General features: G+C 67.8%; 24 protein-coding genes. 12 read left to right on the top strand and 12 right to left on the bottom strand.

Annotated elements, in window-relative coordinates:
- Positions 1–72 precede the first annotated feature (72 nt).
- Positions 73–318 (top strand): hypothetical protein, encoded by a 246-nt coding sequence (locus EV667_RS11860; protein WP_131835550.1) that lies wholly within the window; start codon positions 73–75, stop codon positions 316–318.
- Here EV667_RS11860 and EV667_RS11865 read toward each other — a convergent pair.
- From EV667_RS11865 to EV667_RS11920, 12 genes are all read right to left on the bottom strand, one after another.
- The gene (locus EV667_RS11865; protein WP_131835551.1) at positions 315–1,328 is read right to left on the bottom strand and encodes a YncE family protein; all 1,014 of its coding nucleotides are present in this window, start codon (positions 1,326–1,328) and stop codon (positions 315–317) included. The two genes, EV667_RS11860 and EV667_RS11865, sit on opposite strands and share 4 nt — an antisense overlap.
- A 43-nt stretch (positions 1,329–1,371) precedes the next feature.
- On the bottom strand, positions 1,372–1,899 hold the full coding sequence (locus EV667_RS11870) for an SRPBCC family protein (protein ID WP_131835552.1): 528 nt from the start codon (positions 1,897–1,899) through the stop codon (positions 1,372–1,374).
- A 12-nt stretch (positions 1,900–1,911) separates the two neighbouring features.
- Entirely contained in the window at positions 1,912–2,931 is a 1,020-nt protein-coding gene (locus EV667_RS11875; RefSeq protein WP_131835553.1) for a vWA domain-containing protein, read from the bottom strand.
- Positions 2,928–3,488 (bottom strand): hypothetical protein, encoded by a 561-nt coding sequence (locus EV667_RS11880; protein WP_131835554.1) that lies wholly within the window; start codon positions 3,486–3,488, stop codon positions 2,928–2,930. Before EV667_RS11880 ends, EV667_RS11875 begins: the two co-directional genes overlap by 4 nt.
- Positions 3,485–4,564 carry a vWA domain-containing protein gene (locus EV667_RS11885; RefSeq protein ID WP_131835555.1) on the bottom strand — a complete coding sequence of 360 codons (1,080 nt, stop codon included), beginning with the start codon at positions 4,562–4,564 and terminating at the stop codon, positions 3,485–3,487. Before EV667_RS11885 ends, EV667_RS11880 begins: the two co-directional genes overlap by 4 nt.
- Positions 4,561–5,499: a nonribosomal peptide synthetase MxaA gene (locus EV667_RS11890; protein ID WP_131835556.1), complete on the bottom strand. Its 939-nt coding sequence runs from the start codon at positions 5,497–5,499 to the stop codon at positions 4,561–4,563. The genes EV667_RS11885 and EV667_RS11890 overlap by 4 nt, the downstream gene beginning before the upstream one ends.
- Positions 5,500–6,426 (bottom strand): DUF58 domain-containing protein, encoded by a 927-nt coding sequence (locus EV667_RS11895; RefSeq protein WP_131835557.1) that lies wholly within the window; start codon positions 6,424–6,426, stop codon positions 5,500–5,502.
- A complete protein-coding gene (locus EV667_RS11900) occupies positions 6,423–7,454 on the bottom strand; it encodes an AAA family ATPase (protein ID WP_131835558.1) in 1,032 nt (343 codons plus the stop codon). Before EV667_RS11900 ends, EV667_RS11895 begins: the two co-directional genes overlap by 4 nt.
- A 203-nt stretch (positions 7,455–7,657) precedes the next feature.
- Positions 7,658–7,969 carry a methanol dehydrogenase [cytochrome c] subunit gene (locus tag EV667_RS11905; protein WP_131835559.1) on the bottom strand — a complete coding sequence of 104 codons (312 nt, stop codon included), beginning with the start codon at positions 7,967–7,969 and terminating at the stop codon, positions 7,658–7,660.
- 45 nt (positions 7,970–8,014) lie between these two features.
- Positions 8,015–8,608 carry a cytochrome c(L), periplasmic gene (gene moxG / locus EV667_RS11910; RefSeq protein ID WP_131835560.1) on the bottom strand — a complete coding sequence of 198 codons (594 nt, stop codon included), beginning with the start codon at positions 8,606–8,608 and terminating at the stop codon, positions 8,015–8,017.
- 74 nt (positions 8,609–8,682) lie between these two features.
- Positions 8,683–9,564 carry a methanol oxidation system protein MoxJ gene (gene moxJ / locus EV667_RS11915; RefSeq protein WP_131835561.1) on the bottom strand — a complete coding sequence of 294 codons (882 nt, stop codon included), beginning with the start codon at positions 9,562–9,564 and terminating at the stop codon, positions 8,683–8,685.
- A gap of 236 nt (positions 9,565–9,800) precedes the next feature.
- A complete protein-coding gene (locus tag EV667_RS11920) occupies positions 9,801–11,705 on the bottom strand; it encodes a methanol/ethanol family PQQ-dependent dehydrogenase (protein WP_131835562.1) in 1,905 nt (634 codons plus the stop codon).
- Between the two features lie 447 nt (positions 11,706–12,152).
- Here EV667_RS11920 and EV667_RS11925 point away from each other — a divergent pair, with 447 nt between their 5' ends.
- The 11 genes from EV667_RS11925 to mazG all read left to right on the top strand — a co-directional run bounded on the left by EV667_RS11925 (position 12,153) and on the right by mazG (position 23,530).
- Positions 12,153–12,680 (top strand): hypothetical protein, encoded by a 528-nt coding sequence (locus tag EV667_RS11925; RefSeq protein WP_245516120.1) that lies wholly within the window; start codon positions 12,153–12,155, stop codon positions 12,678–12,680.
- Positions 12,677–14,137, top strand: a complete 1,461-nt coding sequence (locus EV667_RS11930; protein WP_131835563.1) for an ATP-binding protein — start codon at positions 12,677–12,679, stop codon at positions 14,135–14,137. Before EV667_RS11925 ends, EV667_RS11930 begins: the two co-directional genes overlap by 4 nt.
- Positions 14,134–14,796 carry a response regulator transcription factor gene (locus tag EV667_RS11935; protein WP_131835564.1) on the top strand — a complete coding sequence of 221 codons (663 nt, stop codon included), beginning with the start codon at positions 14,134–14,136 and terminating at the stop codon, positions 14,794–14,796. The genes EV667_RS11930 and EV667_RS11935 overlap by 4 nt, the downstream gene beginning before the upstream one ends.
- A 262-nt stretch (positions 14,797–15,058) precedes the next feature.
- Positions 15,059–16,141, top strand: coding sequence for a septal ring lytic transglycosylase RlpA family protein (locus EV667_RS11940; RefSeq protein WP_131835565.1), 1,083 nt, complete (start codon positions 15,059–15,061; stop codon positions 16,139–16,141).
- A gap of 101 nt (positions 16,142–16,242) precedes the next feature.
- Positions 16,243–17,469: a D-alanyl-D-alanine carboxypeptidase family protein gene (locus tag EV667_RS11945; protein ID WP_131835566.1), complete on the top strand. Its 1,227-nt coding sequence runs from the start codon at positions 16,243–16,245 to the stop codon at positions 17,467–17,469.
- A 245-nt stretch (positions 17,470–17,714) separates the two neighbouring features.
- Positions 17,715–18,374: a dTMP kinase gene (gene tmk, locus EV667_RS11950; RefSeq protein ID WP_245516191.1), complete on the top strand. Its 660-nt coding sequence runs from the start codon at positions 17,715–17,717 to the stop codon at positions 18,372–18,374.
- The gene (locus EV667_RS11955; protein WP_131835568.1) at positions 18,371–19,408 is read left to right on the top strand and encodes a DNA polymerase III subunit delta'; all 1,038 of its coding nucleotides are present in this window, start codon (positions 18,371–18,373) and stop codon (positions 19,406–19,408) included. The genes tmk and EV667_RS11955 overlap by 4 nt, the downstream gene beginning before the upstream one ends.
- A 35-nt stretch (positions 19,409–19,443) precedes the next feature.
- Positions 19,444–21,000 (top strand): methionine--tRNA ligase, encoded by a 1,557-nt coding sequence (metG, locus tag EV667_RS11960; protein ID WP_131835569.1) that lies wholly within the window; start codon positions 19,444–19,446, stop codon positions 20,998–21,000.
- Complete coding sequence (locus tag EV667_RS11965) at positions 20,997–21,770, top strand: TatD family hydrolase (protein ID WP_131835570.1); 774 nt, start codon at positions 20,997–20,999, stop codon at positions 21,768–21,770. Before metG ends, EV667_RS11965 begins: the two co-directional genes overlap by 4 nt.
- A 15-nt stretch (positions 21,771–21,785) precedes the next feature.
- Complete coding sequence (locus EV667_RS11970; protein ID WP_131835571.1) at positions 21,786–22,592, top strand: MBL fold metallo-hydrolase; 807 nt, start codon at positions 21,786–21,788, stop codon at positions 22,590–22,592.
- An 89-nt stretch (positions 22,593–22,681) separates the two neighbouring features.
- Positions 22,682–23,530 carry a nucleoside triphosphate pyrophosphohydrolase gene (mazG, locus tag EV667_RS11975; RefSeq protein WP_131835572.1) on the top strand — a complete coding sequence of 283 codons (849 nt, stop codon included), beginning with the start codon at positions 22,682–22,684 and terminating at the stop codon, positions 23,528–23,530.
- Positions 23,531–23,533: the final 3 nt, after the last annotated feature.

Raw genomic sequence — 23,533 nt, forward strand, 5'->3', positions numbered from 1 at the left:
GATCGCGGCCATCATGAACACTCATTGCCGGTGTATGTCCGACCCGCCTCGACCGAGGTTTGGAGCGCGGCAATGATGACGGCAATCGACGTGGCACGGCGGATCGCGGAGAGGGTGCAGCCCCGCCTCGGACGTATCGACGCGCACGAAGTCGGCATCTATCCGGTGCCGGCGAATGGCGACGCCCCGAATTGGACCGCACGGATCGCCCGGCAGGGCGGCGGCGGGCACGCTTACAAGCAGTGGCGGCTGGAGCAGCTGCGCGCGGCCGTCGATGCGGTTCAGCGCGAAATGCCGCGGATCGACTGGGACAGCTAGTGTCCGGTGCCGGGCAGCGCAACCAGATTACGCGGGCTGGTGCCAACCTTGACCCGGCCGAGGATCGTGCGCTCGACAAGGTCGATAACCACCACCTCGTCCTCGGCCCAGTCGACCGCCGCCGCGCGGGTGGGCGACACCACCGCGATGGCTTCCGGAAACGTGCCGAGCCTCGGCTGCGCGGACGCCAGGGCCAGCGTTTCGGCATCGACGATGGCGAGCTTGCCGCTCTGCTGGTTGCTGACTAGCACCGTACGCCCGTCCGGCGTGACCGCCACGCCATAGGGCATCAGCCCCACCTTGAGGCGGGCGATTTCGCGCGGCGCGGTGCCGGTCTCGATCACCGAGAGGTCGCCGCTCTGCACATTGGCGACATAGAGCCGCTCGCCGCCGGGTGATAGCGCCAATGCGAAGGGCGCCCGCCCGGTCGCCACCGTCGCGACGCGCGCCATGTCGGCCAGGCGCACCACGGTGACATGATTACTCTCGCGGTTGGCGACATAGGCGAGACCCGCCGCCTCGTCCACCACAAGCCCGGCCGGGGCGCGCCCGACCGCGACGCGGCCGGTTTCCGCGCCGGTGGCGGCGTCGAGCCGGATCAGCGCATTGGCACTCCAGTCGCTGACCAGCACGCTGCGCCCATCCGCGCGCACCGCGATGCCGAAGGGCTCAAGGCCAACCTTGAAGGTCGCCGAGACGGTGCGGGAGGCGAGGTCGATACGGCTGACCAGGCTGAGGTCGGGATGGGTGACGTAGACGGTCGTCCCGTCCGGGCTGGCGGCCAACCCGGCAGGGACGGCGGCGAGCGCGATCACCGCCCGCACCCGCCGGGCGTCGATATCGACCAACGCCACCTCCGCAGCCTTCTGCGACACCACGGCGACCAGCGGGGAGGGGGCGTCAGCACTGGCCGGCTCCGAGGCGGCGAGGGCGGCGAGGGGACCGACGGCAAGGGCGATCAGCGCCCGAGCCACCCGCGTCCGACCATGCCGGAGGAGGGCGCCGTTCACTGCGCAATCCCCCGGCCCGGCACGCGCTCCCCCGCTTTGCCTCTCACTTGCCCGTCACCTTGGCCTGCAGCCCTTTGAGCCCCTGCTGGATGAAAGCGGTCATCGCGGCGATGGCGGCCTCGTCATTGCGGTCCTCCGGCGGCTCGTTGGTGGTGTCGGCGCGGTAGAAGCGGGCGCCCCAGATCACCTCGCTGCCGGCCCCGTCCGGCTTCACCTCGATGGTCTGGGTGTAGAAGCTGACCGGAATGGCCTCGGCATTCTCCGTCAGCAGGCGATAGGAGATGCGGTGTGCGGCGGGATCGACCTCGTCCAGCCCTTCCTTGACCTCGCCCTTCTCCAGCGTCAGCACGCGCTCGGCGCCGGCCGCGTCGCCACCGGTCGCATCCACCTTCTTTACCAGCGGATGCCATTCGCCAATGCCGCCGAAGCGGGAAAGCACGGCCCAAACCGCCTCCGGCGGGGCGGCGATCACCAGCGTCTCGTCGGCGCGCTGGGGCGTCGGCCCGTGCGCGAAGGCGAGGGCAGGGCCAAGCAGAAGCAGGCCGAACGCGAGCGCAAGTCGTTGAAGCATCGTCTTTTTCCTTTATCGGGTGGGAAGTCGCTCGGGCCGCCTTGAGGTGGTGGCGCCGAGCCCGAACAGCAGCGCCAGGCAGAACAGCGCCAACGCGGCCGGTATAGCGGCGGTATCGACACGCATCTCCACCGGCCGGGGGCGCGTGTCGGCCTCGACGGCGGCGAGCAGGCCGCGCCCATCGCCAAGCGCCACGAAGCCCAGCCCGGTCTGGGCCGCCAGGGCCCGCAGATGCTCCTCGCGCAGGGAGCTCAGATGCTCGGTGCCGGTCGCCTCCTCGCCGCCCCAGGGGGCGTTGCGCGGGTTCCATCCGGCGCGCGAGGCGGCATCCTCGGGGGGCGGCCCCATGCGGTTTTCCTGTGGCACGTCTTCCTCGGCGTAAAAGCCGGTTTCTCTCCCGTCCTGATCGAATTTCGGGATCGGGGAGGGGTCGGCGCCGCCGATGCCGATGAGAAGCCCCGCCACCTCGCCTGGCTTGCCCTCGAAGTCCGGCAGGGCTCCGCCCGGCAAGGGAGGGGCTTCATGCCCGTCGGTCATGAAGATGAGATCGGCCTTCAGGCCAGCGGCCATGGCGAGGCCCGAATGCACGCCGCGCGCGACATAGCTGTCGCCCTCCCAGGCCATGCGCCAGTCAAGATCGTCGATCGAGCCGGCGATCGCGGCGAAGTTGGCGCACACTTCGGCCGGCTCAAAGAGCAGGAAACTGCGCCGCTCGGTGAAGATCGCAAGGCCCAACCGCGAGCCGCAGGGGAGGCCGGCCAGAATGTCACGGGCGCCGCGCTTGGCCGCGACGAGGCGGGTGGCCGGCGCGTTCTGGATCAGAGCGTCGCGCACATTCATGCTGCCGGTGACATCGACGACCAGCAGTGCATCGCGCACATTGCCGGTCTGGACGATGCGCGGGGCGAACAGGGCGGCGACGATGCCGAGGAGCGCCGCCAGCAGCAGCCAGAACCGCCAGTCGCGCCGCTGGTTGCCGTACCGGCTACTGCCCTCCCCGGCCGCTAGCTTCCCGGTTATCGCCTTGCTCATGGAAGCCCCCTCGGCAGGCCGGGCAGGTCGGTCCACAGCTTCTTGACCGCGTCGGGGGGGAGTTCCTCGCCCTCAAGGTCGATCTGCGGGAAATCACGCACCAGCCGCATGGCGATGTCGAGATTGTACTTACCGTCCCAGAAGCCGGGATCGAGCACCAGCGCGCGCCGGTAATTGTCCTTGGCCAGCCGCACCAGCGGGATGGCGGGGTCGATGCGGTTCGATTCCAGATGACTGAAGGCGACACGAAGCCGGGCATTGGCCATGTCGTACAGGGCGGCGACGGCAAGGCGGCGATCCTCGCCCGCAGCGAGCCGGTTGAGCAGGGGCTGCGCCTCGTCCAGCCGGTCGCGGCTGGTGAGGAAATGCATCCGTGCGAACAGCAGCGCCGGCGGGTCCTCGGCGCTGATCGCGAGATCGTGGCCGGAGGCGAGCGAGGCGATCAGACCGTTGTCGCGTTCCACCACGAACAGCCGGGCGGCTAGCCAGCCGGCGGCAGCCAGGCTGGCCAGAAGCAGCGCAAACGTGGCGACCAGCGCTAGGCGCCTTGTCCTCATGCAGCCCTCCTGAGGTCGGTGGCGGGCGCGCCCTCCGCCTTTGTGCCTCCCCGCCCGGCGGGACGCAGCTGCCGCTCCGCCAGCTTGGCGGCCATCAGCAGCGCGACGGCGATGGCGGCAACGAGAAAGGCGGGGCGGACCAGATCGCGGCGCGGGATGCGCTCGACATAGCGGATCGGCCGCGTCTCCTGCCGGTCGATCTCGGTGATCGCCTGAGCCACCGCCTGCGGGCTCGTGGCCTCGAAGGCGCGGTAGGGCACGCCGAGGCTTTGCAGGAACAGATGCAGATGGCGCTCGGGATTGGCCTGCGCCGTGTCATTGCCGGAGGTCGGCACGTCGTAGATGCCGGGCGCGCCGCGCGAGCGCAGGAAAAGCCAGTAGAGATGCACCGGGGTGCGCGCCGCCGCATCGCGCAGCATATCCTGCACCCGGCGGTCGATCAGCGCCGCGCCATCGGATACCAGCAGCACCGCCCGCGAGGCTTCGTCCGTGTCCTCGGCGAAATAGGAGAAGGCCAGCGCCAGCCCCCGCCCGACATCGGTGAAGGCGAGGCCCGGCCGGTCGATGGCGTCGATCGCCGCGTCCACCACCTCGTGATGGTCGGTCAGCGGCAGCACCGGCATGGGCGAGGTCGAGAAGGCGGCGACGGCGATGCGGTCATGCGGGCGGCGGGCAACGAACTGCGCCAGCAGGCGCTTGGCGGCAGCCGATTTCGATTCCTGGTCGCCGGTCGGCGCGGCGTCGGCGAAGCTGTTGTCCATGCTGGAGGAACGGTCGAGCAGCAGCACCAGATGGGCGCCCGTGCCCTCGCGCTCGACGCTTTGTTCGCGCCGATGCAGCCCGGCAAGCCCCAGCACCAGCGCCACGATCGCCACCACGCCGGCCACCCGCAGCCCGCCGCCGACGAGCCGGGACAACGGATCGTCCGGCACCAGCCCGGCGGACGCAATGCCGCGCCGACGGAACGCCGTAGCCATCAGCGGCAGCAGCGCGAGGAGCAGCAGCGCCAGCACGGCGGGGTGATCGACGCCCCAGCCGCGCGTCAGCCCCTCCCAGACGGCGCCGACGGCATTCATGACGTACCCCGCTCGACGGCGCGCAGGCGACGCGAGAGCGCCACCAGTTCATCGGGCGGCAGTTCGCGCTGCGCCCCGGAGGGATCGGCACCGAAAAATGCCCGGCGGGAGGCCTCGAAGAGCCGCCGCACCTCCGCTTCGGCCGCCCGGAAGGCGGCGTGGCGCTCGAAGAAGCCCGGCAGATCTTCGGCGAAGACCCCCTTGCCATCGGTGGCGTCGAACGCCCGGTGCAGGGCCTGCAACGCGTTGCCATAGCGCGAGGCGGCAAGGGTGGGATCGCCGGCCGGGGAGGCGAGCGTCGACGGGATCGCCCGCGCCGCCCGGGCGAAGGGGCGCGAGCGCCGCCGGCCGAAGGGCCCCCAGCCCATCTGCCAGGCGAGCAGCAGCCCGGCCAGCAGCGCCACGCCGAGCGCGAGAGCCAGCCCTCGCACGAGTCCGACCGTCGGTAGCGGGCGCGCCGGGATGTCGGGCCGCAGCTGCATTGCCGGCCCCGGGCCGGTAGCGACGATCTCGCGCAGCGGCGACATCAGAAACGACCAGGCCGGCACCGCCACCGGCACCCGCCGCTCGCCCTCAATGGCGAAGAGCGCCACGGCGGGAATGGTCATCCGGCGCGGTTCCAGCGGCGCATAGAAGGTCTGGTAGACCAAATCGAGCGTGTAGCGGTGTGCGCCCTCGCTCACGCCATGGTCGTCGAGCCGCACCTCCCGCAGGTCGAGCCAGTAATTGAGCGCCCGCGGCGGCGGCAGCGAGGCGGGGTCGAGCACGAAGGGCGCGTCGAGCGTGATTTCCGCGGTCAGGGTGAGCGTGTCGCCTATCACATGGCCGAAGGCACGCGGCGCGTAGAGCTCCACCTCGCGCAGCTGCGCCAGGGCAGGGGAGGCCGTCAGCGCCAGCAGGCCCAGCGTGGCAAGGATGCTCGCAAGCCGCCCCATTCAGCCCTCCATCAGCCGTTGGGCCAGCGCGTCCGTATCGAGCGCGTCCTTGAGATCGACGGGGCGCAGCCCACGGCGGGCGAACAGCGCCGCCAGCGCCGCCTCCCTCTCCCGCGCCGCGCGCAGCCAGCGCGCCCGCAGGCTGGGGCGCATGAACACCAGCCGGGCCGCGCCGGTCTCCAGATCGCCGAGTTCGATCAGCCCCCAGTGCGGCAGGCCCTCTTCCACCGCGCCGTCACGCACCACCACCGGGATGACATCGTGCCGCCAGAGCGCGTCGAGCAGGCGCTCGATCTCGCCGGTGGGCATCAGGAAATCGGAAACCAGGAACACCAGCGACCGGCGACCCGGCAGTCGCCCCGCAGCCTCGAACAGCCCGGCGGTGCCGGTACCGCGTGGCTGGGCGGCGCCGAGGCACTGGCGCACCTCCTCCTCCAGCCCGCGCCGGCGCGACAGCGGCAGGCTGGCTGCCTCGTTAACCCCGGCATCGCAGCCGAGAAGGACGAAATTGTCGCCCGAGCGCACGGCCGAGAGAGCCAGCAGCGCGGCGAGTTCCGCCACCCGTCCCGCCACGGCCTCGCCGAAGCGCATCGAGCCCGACAGATCGACCAGCGCCGCCACCGGCACCGAGCGGCGCGGGGCGAACTGGCGCACATGCAGTTCGCCATGGGGATCGCGCAGCGAGACGCGCAGATCGATGCGGCGCGGATCGGGCTGGCGCAGCAGGGACACATGGCGGCGGAACTCGCCCTCCGAGCCCTCGCCGCGCCCGGGATGCGCGCCGGGAAAGATGCCCTCCGGCCGCCAGCGAAGGCGATAGGGGAGAGGGCGCAGGACATCGGGGCGCAAATCGGGGTTAAAGTCGTCGGGGCGTCTCTCGACCGGCCGCGCTTCTGAAGATGTACCAGCGCCGGCATGCCGCTTCATGGCGCCGGCACCCTCTCGAACACCCCCGCGATGAGGGCGGCGACAATGGGCTCGCGCCGCATCTCGTAGACGGGATCGATGAAGATACGGTGCGCCATCACTTCGGGGAACACGGCGCGCAGATCCTCCGGCACCACCATGTCGCGCCCTTCCATCCAGGCCCGAACGCGCGCGGCGCGGACGAGATAGCTCATGCCGCGCGGGCTGGCGCCCCCCTGCACCAGCCGGCCGATATCGACGCCGTCAATGCCGATGCCGAGTGCCTGCGGACGGCGCACGCCGTCCCATAGCGCCAGCGTGTAGGCCTCCAGCGCCGGGCTGGCCTGGACGCCGATCTGGATGGCGCGCGCCACGGTACCCAGCGCCTGCGGGTCCAGCACGCCGCTTTCGACATCCATCAGCAGCGTGTCGACGTCGTGGAAGCGCGGCTCGAACACCAGGCTGCGGCGGGCCTCGTCCGCCTGCGGCATGACCACCTGCACCTCCATCAGGAAGCGGTCGCGGGCGGCGGCCGGCAGTTCAAACGTCTCCTCGCGCTCCACCCGGTTGCGGTCGGCGAAGACCTGCACATGCGGGAAGCGGTATTCGCGGTTGAAGGCCGAGACCGAGCGCTCCGCCATCAGCCGCAGCAGCAGCGCGTGCACCTGCGGGCGGGCGCGGTTGATCTCGTTGAAGAAGAAGATGGAGAGATCCTCGCCCTGCCGCAGAAGCGGGCCGGGATCGATACGCGGCTTGCCGTCCTCGCCGAGATGGGCGTGGTAGACGAGATCGCCCGGCATCAGGTCGATCGTGCCCTCAATACGCTCGAAGGCGCCGCCAATGGCCCGCGCCATGGCCCGCAGAAGCGTGGTCTTGCCCACGCCGACATCGCCTTCAAGAAGCACGTGGCCACGGGCGAAGGTGGCAATCGTCAACAGGCGGATGACCCGCTCCTGCCCCAGCACGACCTTGCCGATCTCGCGTTCGAAACGCAGCGCGTGGGCGTGCCAGTCCGACAGAATATTGTCGGGATCGCGGACGAGATGCATCGGGAAGCCTCTCAGGCGGCCGGGCGCAAGGGCCGCATGTGCCGGAAAAGGGCGCGGCCCACGCCGAACGGGGGAAGCCCATTCGACGTCGGCCGCGCCAGTTGCCCACAAACCGGGCGGCTTGCCCGGAGGATCGCGGGGCGGACAGGAGAATTGCGTCCGCCCGCAAGTGGGTTCTCGAAAAACAAGCCGTGCCGGAACCGTCAATTCGGGATCTTGGTCACGTCGTAGACGAACTTGCCGGTCTTCTGGAAATTGGCGACCCGCTGCGCGTTGCGCTCTTCCATCGCGCTGATCGACTGCGACTGCTTGTTCAGTTCCTTGGGATCATGCTTGGGGTCGTACTTGGAGCCGGCCACCTTGTCGGGAAAACCGGGCTTGGCTTCCCAGCAATTGCCGGGCGCCCGGCAGTTGGTGCCGTCATAGGCGCTCGCCCCGCCCATCATGGCGAGGCTCAGCGCACCGGCGCCGGCGAGGGTCAAGGCGAAGGCAACGCTACGGTCGATGATGCTCATGTTCAGTCTCCTGGTCGTGTTCCACCCGTCTTCGACCGGCGCGGTTCAGCCGGCCGGCCCGCCGCACGCGTCGGGAAGCTCTTCGGCTGCCTCCACGTGCTTGGCGTTCGCATCGAAGGGTTTGAACGCGCTGCGCTGCTCGTCGGTCAGCCAGACGGCACCCTTCGGATCGTCCTTGTAGAGATGCCGGACCCACGCCATGGCGAGCAGCATTTCGTTCATGTTCAGCGCGCCATACATCGGGCCCATCTGGCCGTTGGCGCCACCGAACACCGTTTCGAACAAGCCCTGGTCGGTCTCGTTCTTCGGATAGGTCCAGTAGGAATCGTTGAGGCCGGGGCCGATCTTGCCCTCGCCATAGTGGCCGTGGCAGCCCGAGCACATGGAGAGATAGATCTCGTGCGCCTTGGGCAGGCACACCGCCTTTTCGTTGTAGATGTTCTTACCCGTCTCCAGGAAGGTTTTCACCGCCTCGGTGTCGCGGCCTTCCTCGGGCGCTTCGGAAAGATCGAGCGGCTGGCCGGTGACGGTGTTGGTCAGCATGATCGCGGCACGGGCACCGAACCCGACCAGACCGGCCCCGAGGGCCCCGGCGAGAAGCAGCGCGGCCGCTTTCTTGGTGAAAATCGTCTTCGTCATCGAACCTTGTTCACTGCAAGAGATCAGGGGCGCACCCGCGGCCCGGCAGACACGCGGGTCGTCGAAAGCGGTGGTCAGGTATTCGGCTCAAGCAGCGGAATGCCTTCCTGCGTCAGAATCTGCTCGATCTGCGGGCGTGCCTTTTCGAGCGCCGCATTGATCTCCTTGAGCAGTTCCGGATCGTTCTTGCGCACGCCGATCGCCTGGTCGTAATGCATCGGGATCGGCGCATCGTTGGGCCGGTCGATGTCCTTGGTGATGACCGTGATCCGCAGCGGGGTGGACGAGGATTTCACGTAGCGCGCCACTTCCGGGGCGAAGGCGATGCCGACATCGGCCTCGCCGCTGGCGACCTCGGTCACGATGCGGTCGCCCGGCACCTGGATCCACTCATTGCGCCGCGATTTGAAGTTGACCAGCGAGTACATGTAGGCCGCGTTGTCCTCGAAGCGGCCAATACGCTTGAGCATCGTCTCGGCGGGCGAATAGAAGCGAACCGCGAAACGGCTCTGGTCCTTGATCTGCTGGTCTTCCCAGTCGCTGGTAGTGATGTTGCGGTCTGCCTTCGTCACCAGCACATAGCCCGTGCGGTAATAGGGCTTGGAGACGAGCACGCGCTCATCGCTGACATCGACACCCATGACCACGTCGCAATTGTTCTTGTCGAGCTGGTCGCGCACCAGATAGATGCCGGGCTTGTCGTTGCGCACGAACACTGCCTTGCGGCCCATGGCCTGGGCGAGCACCACACCGATGCGGTCCTCAAATCCGCTGGAATCGGCAGCGGAGAAGGGCGCTTCGACATTCGAGGCGCAGATGCGCAGTTCGTTGGGATTGCGGCCCGCGGCCTTGTCGGCCTCGACGGTCGCGGCGCCTGCGAGCCCGGCAAAGGCGAAACCGGAAAAAGCGAGACCGGCGGCAATGGAAAGCCGGCTGACGACCTGTCGCGTGGACATGGGGGAGTCCTCCTGGACGAAATTTCGAGGTCGGGAGATCCTGCGGGGCAGGGGGGCGCAAGCGTTCGGGCACCAAGCCTTCTGGGCACTGAGCCTTCGGCACGCGCCGCCCCGTCCCTTTGGCAACCGGCAGGAACGGAACCTCAGAGCGGAACCATCAGCTGCCGGACGATCTGCCTTTTCGGAGACGTCGCCGCCCACCGCGCCAGGCGCGGCAGGCGGCGTGCCTGGCGGTATCAGCCGCCGCCCTGCATCACGTCGGTCGAGAACTCGCCAACGTTCGGGTCGCTGTAGGGGCCGTCGCCATTGAGCGAGAACACCATCACGCCGCCACCCATCTGGGTGTAGTGCTGGAGCTGCTTGAAGGCGCCCACCGAGCCGAGGCCGGCGGTCGGGTCGTTCAGGTCGAACACCAGGCCGACACCCGGCCAGCCGCCGACGCCGTAATAGATGGCGACGTACTGCTTGCCCTCATGGGTGTAGGTCATCGGGTGGCCGATCACGCCGGAGGGAAGCTTGAACTTCCACAGCAGCTCGCCGGTGTCGCTGTCGCGCGCCTTGATGAAGCCGTCCAGCGTCCCGTAGAACATCACGCCGCCAGCGGTGGCGAGCGTGCCACCCCAGGCCGCGAAGCGCTCCATCACCTGCCACTTGAACTTGTTGTTGATGGCATCATAGGCCTTCACCTGGCCGAGACCTTCATAGGTCTGGCGATCACCCTTCGGGCCGGGATACATCCACAGGGTCGCACCGACGAAGAACTGGCCGGCACGGTAGGGGAGCATGAAGGGCTCCCAATCCATGCAGATGTGGTTGATGCCCATGAAGAAGGACTTGCGCTCCGGATCGTAGGAGTCATGTCCCTGGTTGTGGTAGCCCATCGCCGAGGGGCAGATGTCGCGGCCCTTGTGGTCCATGCGGGTCCCGAATTCCGGGTCGCGCTCGGGCAGGCCGGTCTTCAGGTCGACCTTTTTCACCCAGTTGACCGTGTCGTCGATCTTGTCGGCCGAGACGAGGTCGCCATTGGTGCGGTCGAGCGTGTAGACGATGCCGTTACGGTCGGGATGGGTCAGAAGCTTGCGCATCTTCCCTTCCTTGTCCTGCTGCTCGGAGAGCATCATGACGTTGACGCCGGCATAGTCCCACTCGTCGTGCGGGGTCTTCTGGTAGCCGAACTTGGCATTGCCGGTGTCGATGTCACGACCCCAGATGGTCATCGTCCACTTGTTGTCGCCCGGACGCATCGTCTCGTTCCACGGCGCCGGGTTGCCCGAGCCGTAGTAGAAGAGGTTGGTGTCCGGGTCGAAGGCGTACCAGCCCCAATTGGTGCCGCCGCCGATCTTCCAGGCCTCGCCTTCCCAGGTCGCCTTGCCCAGGCCCTTCTGGCCATAATGCGGGTTGGCGTTGTTGAAGTCGTCGGAGAGGCGCACTTCCTCGTCCGGGCCGGTGGCATAGGCGCGCCACTTCTGGGCGCCGGTGGCGATGTCGTAGGCGGTGACGTAGCCGCGCACGCCGAGCTCGGCACCCGAGGAGCCGATCAGCACCAGGTCCTTCACGACATAGGGAGCGATGGTGAGCGTCGAGCCGACCTTGATGTCGGAGTTTTCGAGCTTCCAGTACTCCTCGCCGGTCTTGGCGTTGAGGGCGACCACATGGCCGTCGAGCTGGGTCTTGATGATCAGCGGGTCGACCGTGCCATTGCCGGGCCAATAGGCCAGGCCGCGGTTGACGACGTCGCAGCAGGCCACCGCACGGGCGGTCGGGTTCTGCTTCGGCTTGTGCTGCCAGAGGATCTTGCCCGGATCGTCCAGCCCGACCGCGAAGGTCGTGTTGGGGAAGGGCGAGTGGATGTACATCACACCGTCGACGACGAGAGGGGTACCCTCATGGCCCGACAGCACGCCGGTGGAAAACGACCAGGCAGGACGAAGCTGCTTGACGTTCTCCTTGGTGACTTGGTTCGCCTCGCTGTAATTGTTGGCGTTGTAGTTCTTGCCGGTCATCGGCCAATTGTCGGTGCTCTTCGACAGCTCGACGAGCTTGTCGTTGGCAACCGCCGGCGCCGAGGCGCCGAGGCTCACCGCGGCCGCCATGACGGCGGCGACGGAGAGCGCGGACACCGAAGTGTGCAGTCGGCTCATTGGGTCTTCCCTCGCGTTTCCTACTTCCCAGGCCGTCCCGCTGCGCCCCGGCTTTGCCGTCGACGTGCGGGTCTCTTTTATCCCTCGCCGTGCCCTCTCATGGGTGGGCAGTTCCATGAGATTGTCTTTGGGATCGGCGGAGAATTCTTATGATTTTCTAAGAACATTGGCTGTTCTGGGAGTATTGTTCGCTGTCCGTGGATTTATTGTCTTTAGGCAGAATGGAAATTCGGGGCAGGAACTTCTTCCCGTACTCAAAGATAATTCACCCAGTCTTCCCGGAAGCCTTGCCGAAATCTGCCGAAAATGTTTACCTTTCAGCAGGTTGACGCCAGCCGCGTCGACCTCGGCCGGTGCCCCGACGATGGTGCTGGCGCCGTCGTCGCCAGGGCGGTACTGTCATGGATCGTTGTTGCGACCAATGTCATAAGAAGTTCATAAGTATAAATGAACACATCGCCCTTTTCTCTCTTGCGTCTGGCGCTGAGCGCCGCGCTCGCTTTCGCTCTTGCCGGCTGTCCGGGTGAGAGCGAGCCGGAAAAGCGCGAGCGTGTCACCGCGCCGACAAGCGATGCCATTGCGCGCAAGACATGGCTCCAGCCGACCGAGGAAACCGACCCGGATGTGTGGCTCGCCAGCCGCGACGCTGGTGCCGATGTCGCGGCGAACGCTCCGGCGGCAAAGGAGTGGCACGGCGTGCTTGATGAAGCTGATGGCCGTTTCGGCGAAACCGGCAGGATGATCGCGAACCGCGCCGTGCAGCTGGAAACCATGCTGGCGGAGATCGGCATCAGGGAGACGGCCCGCGAGATCATCGCCGATTTCTCCACCCTCGCGGGGAACGGGTCCCGCGCGGGCTTCAGCGATCTGTGCCAACACTATTACAATCTGCGTACACAGGGCCTCGACCGCACCGCCGCGCTGGCGGCGCTGGCTGACGAGCCGGCCTTGAAATCTGGGAATTCCGCGCCGTGACCCCTGCCAGAGACGCTTCTTCGCCGGCTGCGTCCTCCCGCCCGGCTTCGTTCGCTTGGTGGCAGCGCCACTCGCTGCGTGCCCAGGTGCTGGCCGCCGTGGTCGCCATCAATCTGTGCGCCGCGCTGCTTGCCGTGGTCGTCATCATCGCCAATGCCCGCCGCGCCACGGAAACCGAGATGCTGTCCTCGCTCGCCGTGGCCGAGCGCTTCGTGCAGGAGACGGTCGAGCGCCTGGCCAGCGCGGAAGGCGCCGGCGGTTCGCTGGCGCAGCTGCCACTCCACATCAGCCGGCTGCGCCACGTCCGCATCCGGATCGAGGATCAGGCGGGCAACGCGCTGGACATCGCGCCGGCGGCTGCAGAGGAAGAGGAACACGAGGGCGACGTACCCGCCTGGTTCACCCGGCTGGTGTCGGTGGAAGGCCAGGAAAGTATCATCCCCATCGTCGAGAATGGCGCCCGGGTGGGGCAGGTGCGCGTCGCCGGCGAAGCCTCGGACGAGATCGCCGAAGTGTGGGAGGACATGTCCGACCTCGCTGTGCTGGCGGTGGCCGTGAACATTGCCATTCTCGCCGCGCTCTATTTCGTGCTCGGCCGGCTGTTGATGCCTCTGCGCACCCTCTCGGCCGGTATGTTCGAACTGGAGGCGGGGCGCTTCGAGCACCGGCTCGCTCCGCCCCGCGTGCGCGAGCTGGCGCTGATCGCCGACCGCTTCAACGCGCTCGGCGCGGCGCTGAAGGCGGCGCGCGACGATAATGGCCGACTGAACGAACGGCTGGTGAGCGTGCAGGACGACGAACGCCGGCATATCGCTTCCGATCTCCACGACGAACTCGGTCCCTGCGTGTTCGGGCTGCGGGCCAATCTCGAATCGATCGAGCGCCTCACCGCGCGGGCCGAGCCGGCGCTGGGCCAGCGCATGGGCGAGCGGATCGCCACCATGACCGATATTCTCGACCGCATTCAGGGCCTCAACCGGCGCCTCCTGCGCAAGATCCGCCCCATGGCGCTCGGCCATGTGCCGCTGGCGGCGGTGCTCGCCGATCTGGTGGCCGATTTCGAGAGCCATTCTCCCGGCCGCAGCATCACCCTGTCCACCGAGGGCCTCGCCGAGCGCTATGGCGACAGCGTCGACATCACGCTCTATCGCTGCATTCAGGAAGCCGTGACCAACGCGCTGCGCCATGGCGATGCCCGCAACATCGCCATCATCCTGCGCGCCGATCGCCGCGCGGGCCGGATCGACCTCACCATCGAGGATGACGGCACCGGCATCGTCGCCGACGCGCCGCACGGCTTCGGGCTGATCGGCATGGAAGAGCGCATCGGCGCCCTGGGCGGCAAATGGAGTATCCTGCCGGCGGAGCCGAGCGGGACGCGAATCGAAGTGATTATTCCCGCCCACCCCGCTGAACTCGGCCTCTCGGCCGCTCCGGAAAGGCTCGCCGCCCAATGACCTGCGCCCTCGTGATCGACGACCACCCCATCGTGCTCCAAGGCTGCCGCCGGCTGCTGGAGGATGCGGGCGTGGAGCGGGTGCTGGAGGCCTCCACCGTACTGGCAGGCTATCGCCTGTTCCGTCGGGAGAAGCCGGATGTGGTCATCGTCGACCTCGCCCTACAGGGCAACGGCCTCAGCGGGCTGGTGCTGGTGCGCCGCCTGCGGATGCAGGATGCCCGCACCCCCATCCTCGTCTTCTCCATGCATGGCGACCCGGTCATCGCCAGCCGCGCGCTGGAAGCGGGCGCCAATGGCTATGTGCTCAAGGACACCTCCTCCGGCGCGCTGCTGGAAGCCTTCGAACGGGTGCGGCGCGGCCAACCCTATATGAGCCACGACCTCGCCTTGCAGGTGGCGATGCTAGGCTCGCGCAAGACGGCGCCGCTCGCCGACATCACGCCGCGCGAGTTACAAACACTTTCGCTGCTCGCCGAGGGCAAGGACTACACCCACATCGCCGACGAGCTGGGCATCAGCTACAAGACGGTTGCCAACACCTGCTCGGCGCTCAAGGCCAAGCTTGGCGCCACCAGCCTGCCCGAATTGGTGCGCTGCTCGATCCAGTATCTATCTACCTCTCCGGTCGGCACCACCGGCCGGTTGCGCCTGATGTGACGTCGCACGCCGGCGCGGGCCCGAAATCGGGCAGGGGTGCCTTGGCACCGATCGAATTTGCGCGAAAATGTCGTTGCCGTTTCGTCACTTACACTTCGTTCACCATGTCGGACGATGCGCCGCATTTTCGCCTCACTCGGACAGCCTCCTGAGAGACACGAAGTCGGATCCCCGGTATCTTGCCGGAGATCTTGAGTGCGGTGCGTTCGTCGCGATTCCGGTTTTTCCGGGTCGGACGACGCTCACAGACGGTTCGGGGTGAATGGGGAAATATCCTGCTCTTGCGAATGCTTCCGGTCGCCACGCGGCAGATGGAGCCTTCGTCCGGTTCGGCCGGATCGCGGCCCTGTGCGGTATTGGCCTTCTGGTTGCCAATTGCACGGGCGGCGGCGCCAAGCTAACGAGCAAGATCGACCCGAAATACGGCGTTTCCGCCAGTCCGCGGGTCGTCGCGGCCGGCCAGCCCGTTCCCAAGGGCGGCGGCACCTACCGCGTCGGCAAGCCCTATGTGGTCGCCGGCAAGACCTATGTCCCGACCGAGCCGACCAAAAAATACCGGACCGAGGGCCTCGCCTCCTGGTACGGCGACGATTTCCACGGCCGGCTGACCGCCAATGGCGAAGTCTTCGACATGCATTCCATCGCCGCCGCGCACCCGACGCTGCCGATGCCGTCCTATGTCCGCGTCACCAACCTGTCGAACAACCGTTCCATGGTGGTGCGGGTGAACGACCGCGGGCCGTTTCATGGCAACCGGGTAATCGACGTCTCCCACCGCGCGGCCGACATGCTTGGCTTCAAATCCAACGGTACCGCGCGGGTGCGTGTCGACTATATCGGCAAGGCACCGCTTGAGGGTTCCGACGACATCCAGCTTGCCTCCACCCTGCGCATGAACGGCAAGCCCGCCGAGGCGCCCGCCGTCATGGTCGCTTCCGCCGGTTCGCTGCGCGGCCTGACCGCCGCCAATGTGCCGCTGCCGCCGAGCCGGCCGTTCGATCTCGGCGGACCGGGCGACGGCCAGCAGGTGGCGCAAGCCGCCTACTCTGAGCCGGTTGCCGTCCAAATCGCCCCGGTGCGTGTGACCAGCAAGCCCCGCCCCGCCGCTGTAGCCGCGGCGCTGCCGGCCCCGCGCCCGCAAACGCCCTCCACCAAGCGCGCCAAGGCCACCATTCCCGCGCCGACCGGCGGCGTACAGGTGGCCAGCCTGCAGCCGGCCACCCGGACCGCGGCCGCCCCGGCGGCCGGTGCGCCGACGGGTTGGATGGTCGGCGCGCAGCCGGTGATGGGCTATGCCCCGTCCGGCACCGAGGGCTCGCCTGATATGGGTCGCGGGTTGTACTGACATCTTCCGACTGCCTGCGTTCTGGCAAAGCCGGCGTCGCTGTCGCATTGCGGTGGCGGCGCTCGGCTGTTAACTCTGCCCGGAGCCAGGGAGGATCGACCGTGAGCCTGTTGCGCATCATGTTCCCGGGCCGCCGTTCCGCCGATGGAGCGCGCGTGGCCCTCTGGCTGACGGCAGCCCTCATGCTCGCCGCAGGCATGGGCCCCGGCCATGCGCAGACCGCTCCGGACATCGCTTCGCCGCAGGCGATCCTGCTCGATTTCGACAGCGGCTCGGTGCTGTTTGAGCGCGCCGCCGATACGTCCAGCCCACCCGCCAGCATCGCCAAGCTGATGACAATGGCGGTGGTGTTCGGCGAGATCACCGCCGGACGGCTTTCCCAGGACGCCGAGTTCAAGGTGAGCGAATATGCCTGGCGGCGGGGAGGGGCGCCTTCCGGCGGCTCCACAATGTTCGCCGCCGTCAACAGCACCATAAAGGTCAGCGATCTCCTGCGCGGCGCCATCATCCCTTCGGGCAATGACGGCGCGATCGTGCTGGCCGAGGGCATTTCCGGCAATGAGCTGGCCTTCACGGTGAAGATGAACCAGGAGGCCAAGCGACTCGGCTTGACCGGCTCGATGTTCGTCAATGTGAGCGGCCTCGCCGACCCCGACCAGAAGACGACGCCGCGCGACATGGCCAAGGTCGCTGCGCACATCATCCGCGACTACCCCGACCTTTACAAAATCTACAGCGAGCCGGACTTCCTGTGGAACAAGATCCGGCAGAACAACCGCAACCCGCTGCTGGGCATGAGCCTCGGTGCCGATGGCTTCATGACCGGCTATCAGAAGGATGCCGGCTTCAACCTCGTCGGATCTGCGATCCAGAACGGCCAGCGCCTCGTCGTCGTCATCATGGGATCGAAGAGCGAGAAGGAGCGCGCGGATGACGCCCGCCGGCTGCTCGAATGGGGCTTCCGCTCGTTCGAATCGCGGACCCTGTTCGAGCCCGGCCAGATCGTCGGCGAGGCAACGCTTTATGGTGGCGCGCGCAATGGGGCGCCGCTGACCAGCGACGGGCCAATCCGCGTTCTGATCTCGCGCCAGGGCGACGAGAAGCTGGTGGCTCGCATCCGCTTCGAGGGACCGATTCCCGCGCCGGTGGAGAAGGGCGCGGAGCTCGCGCGACTGATGGTGTTTCGCGGCGAACAACTGGCGCTCGACGTGCCGCTGATGGCGGCCGAGACCGTGCCGGCCGGCCCGCTCTGGCGCCGGGCGATGGATGGCGCCTACGAACTGGTGGTGAGCCTGCTGCGTCAGGGCTACGCCAAGCTGACCGGCTGAGCATGCCCATCCGCACGCCACCGCCCACGACTGCGCCTGCGACCACGACCGCTCCGGCCCAAAGCCCCGTCGCGAATCCGAGCGACAAGCCCGCCAGGAAGCCTGCCAAGGCTCCGGCAAAACGGCCGGCAAAGTCGGAAGCGGTGAAGGCAAAGGGCGAGCCGACGGCAGCCAGGGCGAGGGCGAAAAAAAGCGCGACACCCAAGGCGGTTACCGGGCCGGCGACCAGATCCGCCGCGAAGCCGATTCCGCCCGGACGTTTCATCACACTTGAAGGCGGGGAGGGGGCGGGCAAGTCGACGCAACTCCGCCGGCTGCTGGCCCGGCTCAAGGCGGCGGGCATAGATGCCATCGGCACGCGCGAGCCCGGCGGCTCCACCGGGGCCGAGATCATCCGCCACCTCATCCTGTCCGGCGCCGCCAAGCCGCTCGGGCCGCTGGCCGAGGCGACGCTGTTCGCCGCCGCGCGCGCCGACCATCTCGACGCCACCATCCGCCCGGCGCTGACCCGGGGTGCCTGGGTGGTGTGCGACCGCTTTGCCGATTCCACCCGCGTCTATCAGGGCGCGCTTGGCAATGTCGATCCGCGCCTCATCGCCGCTCTGGAGGAGGTGACGGTGGGCGAGACGCGGCCCGACCTCACGCTCATCCTCGACCTTCCCGCCGAGGAAGGGTTGGCCCGCGCCGCCGCCCGCTCCGGCCGCGATGCCGATCGCTTCGAGAGCGAGGGGCTGAGCTTCCACCGGGCGCTGCGCGACGCTTTTCGCGCGCTGGCCGCCAGCGAGCCGGGACGCTGCGTGCTGATCGACGCCAGCGGCGACGTCGATGGCGTGGAGGAGGCGATCTGGAAGGCGGTCTCAACCCACCTGAAACCGCCCGCGCCGCGCCGGAGACGCCGCCTATGAAGGACGCTGCCCCGCTCGAAGGCGACCGCTTCGGCACCGCCCCGGCACCGCGCGAGACCCGGCACCTCATCGGCCACGAGGAGGCGCAGGCCATGGTCCGCACCGCCTGGGATGCCGGGCGGATGCCGCACGCGCTCCTGCTCGGCGGGGCGGAGGGCATCGGCAAGGCGACGCTGGCCTATGCCATCGCCCGCTTCGTGCTCTCGGGCGGTGCGGCACCGGCGCATTCGATCGCCGTCGCTTCCGACCACCCCACAGTGCGGCAGGTGGCGGCTCTCTCGCACCCTGACCTTCTGGTGCTGCGGCGCACCCCCAACGATGCCGGCAAGCTGCCCTCGATGATTCCCGCCGAGACGGTGCGCCGGGTGCGCAGTTTCTTCGGCTCCACGGCGGCACTTGGCGGATGGCGAGTCTGCGTCGTCGACACGTTGGACGAAATGAACGCCCAGGGCGCCAATGCGCTGCTGAAAACACTCGAAGAGCCGCCCAACCGCGCGCTGTTCCTCCTGGTGAGCCACGCGCCGGGCCGGCTGCTGCCGACTATTCGCTCGCGCTGCCGCACGGTGCCGCTACGGGCGCTATCGGACGAGCAGGTGGTGCAGGCGCTGGAGACGCTGAGCACCAGCCTGCCCACGCTCGACCGCAGCCGCTTCACCGAGGCGGCGGCAGCCGCCGGGGGCAGCGTGCGCGAGGCGCTGGGCCTGATGGAAGGCGACGGTCTCGCGGTGCGCAACGCCACCAATGTGCTGCTCGATGGCTTGCCCGATGCCGACCCGAAATCGCTGCACGCGCTGGGCGAGCGGCTGGCCGGCGACCGGGGAGGGGCGCTGGACGCCTTCGTCGGCACGGTCGAGGCGTGGATCAGCGACCATGCCACCGGGCGCCGCCAGACGCACCGTCTGCGCCTTGCACGGCTTCCGGAGGTGTGGGAGAAGGTTCGCCGCGCTGCGGTCGACGCCGATGTCTATAATCTCGACCGCAAGACCCTCGTCTTCCGGATCTTCGCGTCGCTCAACGAGGCCCTGCGCCCCTGATCGCGCGCCGGCCGGCCGCCCCGCAGGAAACCGCCGTGAGACCCGCCTTCTACATCACCACCGCGATCGACTACCCCAATGGCGCGCCCCATATCGGCCACGCCTATGAAAAGATCGCCTCGGACGCGCTCGCCCGCTTCAAGAAGCTCGACGGTTACGACGTCTTCTTCCTGACCGGCACCGACGAGCACGGGCTGAAGATGGCGCAGACGGCGGAAAAACAGGGGCTGACGCCGCTGGAATGGGCGACGAAGAACGCCACCCGCTTCCAGGAGATGGATGCGCTGCTCGGCGTCGATTACGACCGCTTCATCCGCACCACGGACGCCGACCACATCGCCTCCACTCAGGCGATCTGGCAGCGCATGGTCGAGTCCGGCGACATTTACGCCGGGGCCTATTCCGGCTGGTACTCGGTGCGCGACGAAGCCTATTACGCCGAGGACGAGACCACGGTGAACCCGGACGGCGTGCGCCTCGGCCCGCAGGGCACGCCGGTGGAGTGGACCGAGGAAAAGAGCTATTTCTTCCGCCTCTCCGCCTATCAGCAGAAGCTGCTCGACTATTACGACGCCCACCCGGACTTCATCCGCCCCGAGGTGCGTCGCAACGAGGTGACGAGCTTCGTGCGCGGCGGGCTGCAGGATCTGTCGATCAGCCGCACCACCTTCTCCTGGGGCATTCCGGTGCCGGGCGACCCGGACCACGTGATGTATGTGTGGGTCGACGCGCTCACTAACTACATCACCGGCGTCGGCTACCCCGACACGGAAAGCGCCAGCTTCCAGCGCTACTGGCCGGCGAATCTCCACATCATCGGCAAGGACATCATCCGCTTCCATGCGGTGTACTGGCCGGCCTTCCTGATGTCGGCCGGGATCGAGCCGCCGCAAACCGTGTTCGCGCACGGCTTCATTCATAATCGCGGGGAGAAGATGTCGAAGTCGGTCGGCAATGTGATCGACCCGTTCGACCTTGCCCGTGCCTATGGTGTCGACGCGCTGCGCTATTTCCTGTTGCGCGAGATTCCGTTCGGCCAGGACGGCTCCTACAGCCACGACGCCATCGTCGCCCGCACCAATGCCGACCTCGCCAATGATCTCGGCAACCTCGCCCAGCGCTCGCTGTCGATGATCGCCAAGAACCTCGGCGGCACACTGCCCGCGCCCGGCCCGCTCTCGGACGACGATGCGGCGATCCTCGCCAGCGCCGACGCGATGGGCGCCAAGGTGCGCGAGGCGATGGACGTGCAGCAGATTCACAACGCGCTCGCCGCCATCTGGTCAGTGGTGGCGGACGCCAACCGCTATTTCGCCGGCGCAGCGCCGTGGGAATTGCGCAAGTCCGACCCCGAGCGTTTCGGCACGGTGCTGTGGACGACAGCCGAAGTGGTTCGCCAGGTCGCCCTGCTCGCCCAGCCCTTCATCCCAACAAGCGCCGGCAAGCTGCTGGATTTGCTTGCGATTGACGAGTCATCCCGGAGCTTTACCAGCCTTGGCGAGGCTGGCCGTCTGGCCGGCGGCACGGCGCTGCCGGCCCCCGTCGGCGTGTTCCCGCGCTATGTCGAGCCCGAGGCGCCGGCAGCCTCATGATCGTCGACAGCCACTGCCATCTCGACTTTCCGGACTTCGCCGCCGAGCTTGACGACGTGGTCGCGCGCGCCCGCGCCGCCGGCGTCGGGCGGCTGGTGACAATCGGCACGCGGGTGCGCCGCTCCGGGCAGGTGAGGGCGATCGCCGAGCGTTTCGACGACGTGTTCTGTTCGGTCGGCACCCACCCGCACAATGCCGGCGAGGAAGCCGACGTCACGTTGGACGAACTGCTCGCCGCCGCCGACCACCCCAAGGTGGTGGCCATCGGCGAGGCGGGGCTCGATTATCACTACGACACCGCCCCGCGCGACGCGCAGGCGGCGGGGTTCCGCCTGCATATCGAGGCGGCGCGACGTACCGGCCTGCCGCTGGTGATCCATGCCCGCGACGCGGACGCGGATGTGGCGGCGATTCTGGAAGAGGAAAGCGGGAAGGGCGCCTTCGCCTTCGTGCTCCACTGCTTCACCGCCGGGCCGGAACTTGCCCGCCGCGCGGTAGCGCTGGGTGGCTACGTCTCATTCTCCGGTATCCTCACCTTCAAGTCCGGCGCGCCGCTGCGCGAGATCGCCGCCAGCCTGCCGGCCGACCGGGTGCTGGTGGAGACGGACGCGCCCTATCTCGCGCCCAACAGCCATCGCGGCAAGCGCAACGAGCCTTCCTATGTCGTGGAAACTGCCCATACTCTGGCGCAGGCCCGCGGCGTTTCCTTCGACGAGATCGCTGCGCTGACGACGCAGAATTTCTTCCGCCTGTTCTCCCGCGCATCCTAGAGGCATCCCACGCCCATGGCGTTCACCTTCACCATTCTCGGCTGCGGTTCCTCCGGCGGGGTGCCGCGAGTCGGGCAGGGATGGGGCGCCTGCGACCCGAAGGAGCCGCGCAACCGCCGCCGCCGCTGCTCCCTGCTGGTGGAACGGTTCGCCGACGGCATCGACCAGCCGACGCGGGTGCTGATCGACACGTCGCCGGACCTGCGCGAGCAGCTGATCGACGCCGGGGTCGACCGGCTCGACGCGGTGCTGTTCACCCATGAGCATGCCGACCACACCCATGGCATCGACGATCTGCGCCCGCTGACCATCCTGCACCGGCGCCGCATCGACGTGCATGTCGATCCCGAGACGTCGGCGATGCTGCACCAGCGCTTCGGCTACTGCTTCCAGACGCCGCTCGGCAGCGACTATCCGCCGATTCTGACCGAGCACCGCTTCCACGCCGGCGACACCATCCGCGTCGATGGACCCGGCGGGACGGTTGAAGCGACCGCCTTCCGGCAGTTTCACGGCAACATCATCTCCTACGGCTTCCGCATCGGCGGGCTGGCCTATTCCAGCGACCTGCACGACCTGCCGGCGGAGAGCCTGCCTTATCTCGCGGGTCTCGATGTCTGGATCATCGACGCGCTGCGACCCAAGCCGCATCCGACCCATCTGTCGCTCAGCGAGGCCCTGGCCTGGATCGAGCGTATGAAGCCGCGCCGCGCGGTGCTGACCAATCTGCACACGGACCTCGACTATGCCACGCTGACGCGCGAACTGCCGCACGGCGTAAGCGCAGCCTTTGACGGAATGGAAATCTTTGTAGATCAGTAGGTTACACGTATACGCTCAAGCGCATCGCTACCCTAGTGAATAAATGTATTTTCCATAATATGTCTTCTGCGAATCGGAGAACCGGCATTTTGACGCCCTCCCGCGACATTCATCGCCTGCTGGAAATTATGGAAGCGCTGCGGACGCCGGAGACCGGCTGCCCCTGGGATCTGGCGCAGGATTTCGACACGATCGCCCCCTACACGATCGAGGAAGCCTATGAGGTGGCCGACGCCATTGCTCGCGGCGACCTTGACGATCTGTGCGACGAGCTTGGCGACCTGCTGCTTCAGGTCGTCTTCCACGCCCGCATGGCGCAGGAGCGCGACGCCTTCGATTTCGGCGCCGTGGTCGAGGCCATAACGGCAAAGATGATCCGCCGGCACCCGCATGTGTTCGCCGACGCCCGAGGCCGCGACGTGGCGGCGGTCAATGTGGCGTGGGAGACGATCAAGGCGCAGGAGAAAGCTGAACGGACACAGCGCCGGCTCGCGCGGGGGCTGCCGCCGGAGCCGGAGCAGGGCCGCACGCTGGACGGCGTGCCGGTCGGCGCCCCTGCCCTCACCCGCGCGGTGAAACTGCAGGATAAGACCGCCAAAGTCGGGTTCGACTGGCCGGACGTGCGCCCGGTGCTGGCGAAAATTCGCGAGGAGATCGACGAGGTGGAGGCCGAGATTATCTCGGGCGACCGAAAAGCGGCGGCCGAAGAGGTTGGCGACCTCCTGTTCGCGCTGGCCAATCTGGCCCGACACCTCGATGTCGATCCCGAGGCGGCGCTGCGCGGCACCAACCAGAAATTCGTCCGCCGCTTCGCCTATATCGAGGACCGGCTCGCTGAGGAAGGCCGCACGCCCCACGGTGCCAGCCTCATTGAGATGGAAGCGCTGTGGCAGGCGGCAAAGACGGCACTCAAGACGGCGGCGCCGGAGAGCGAGTAGGGC

The sequence above is a fragment of the Ancylobacter aquaticus genome, from assembly GCF_004339465.1.
In the GTDB taxonomy this organism is placed as follows: domain Bacteria; phylum Pseudomonadota; class Alphaproteobacteria; order Rhizobiales; family Xanthobacteraceae; genus Ancylobacter; species Ancylobacter aquaticus.

What these genes read in the sequence shown, in the direction of transcription:
- EV667_RS11955 (WP_131835568.1), top strand. Translation starts at nt 18,371, where the DNA reads ATGAAGGACGCTGCCCCGCTCGAAGGCGACCGCTTCGGCACCGCCCCG.
- EV667_RS11880 (WP_131835554.1), bottom strand. Translation starts at nt 3,488, where the DNA reads ATGAGGACAAGGCGCCTAGCGCTGGTCGCCACGTTTGCGCTGCTTCTG.
- EV667_RS11890 (WP_131835556.1), bottom strand. Translation starts at nt 5,499, where the DNA reads ATGGGGCGGCTTGCGAGCATCCTTGCCACGCTGGGCCTGCTGGCGCTG.
- EV667_RS11970 (WP_131835571.1), top strand. Translation starts at nt 21,786, where the DNA reads ATGGCGTTCACCTTCACCATTCTCGGCTGCGGTTCCTCCGGCGGGGTG.
- moxJ (WP_131835561.1), bottom strand. Translation starts at nt 9,564, where the DNA reads ATGTCCACGCGACAGGTCGTCAGCCGGCTTTCCATTGCCGCCGGTCTC.
- EV667_RS11900 (WP_131835558.1), bottom strand. Translation starts at nt 7,454, where the DNA reads ATGCATCTCGTCCGCGATCCCGACAATATTCTGTCGGACTGGCACGCC.
- EV667_RS11885 (WP_131835555.1), bottom strand. Translation starts at nt 4,564, where the DNA reads ATGAATGCCGTCGGCGCCGTCTGGGAGGGGCTGACGCGCGGCTGGGGC.
- EV667_RS11905 (WP_131835559.1), bottom strand. Translation starts at nt 7,969, where the DNA reads ATGAGCATCATCGACCGTAGCGTTGCCTTCGCCTTGACCCTCGCCGGC.
- moxG (WP_131835560.1), bottom strand. Translation starts at nt 8,608, where the DNA reads ATGACGAAGACGATTTTCACCAAGAAAGCGGCCGCGCTGCTTCTCGCC.
- EV667_RS11920 (WP_131835562.1), bottom strand. Translation starts at nt 11,705, where the DNA reads ATGAGCCGACTGCACACTTCGGTGTCCGCGCTCTCCGTCGCCGCCGTC.
- EV667_RS11935 (WP_131835564.1), top strand. Translation starts at nt 14,134, where the DNA reads ATGACCTGCGCCCTCGTGATCGACGACCACCCCATCGTGCTCCAAGGC.
- EV667_RS11870 (WP_131835552.1), bottom strand. Translation starts at nt 1,899, where the DNA reads ATGCTTCAACGACTTGCGCTCGCGTTCGGCCTGCTTCTGCTTGGCCCT.
- EV667_RS11940 (WP_131835565.1), top strand. Translation starts at nt 15,059, where the DNA reads ATGGGGAAATATCCTGCTCTTGCGAATGCTTCCGGTCGCCACGCGGCA.
- EV667_RS11860 (WP_131835550.1), top strand. Translation starts at nt 73, where the DNA reads ATGATGACGGCAATCGACGTGGCACGGCGGATCGCGGAGAGGGTGCAG.
- EV667_RS11895 (WP_131835557.1), bottom strand. Translation starts at nt 6,426, where the DNA reads ATGAAGCGGCATGCCGGCGCTGGTACATCTTCAGAAGCGCGGCCGGTC.
- EV667_RS11875 (WP_131835553.1), bottom strand. Translation starts at nt 2,931, where the DNA reads ATGAGCAAGGCGATAACCGGGAAGCTAGCGGCCGGGGAGGGCAGTAGC.
- EV667_RS11925 (WP_245516120.1), top strand. Translation starts at nt 12,153, where the DNA reads ATGAACACATCGCCCTTTTCTCTCTTGCGTCTGGCGCTGAGCGCCGCG.
- EV667_RS11965 (WP_131835570.1), top strand. Translation starts at nt 20,997, where the DNA reads ATGATCGTCGACAGCCACTGCCATCTCGACTTTCCGGACTTCGCCGCC.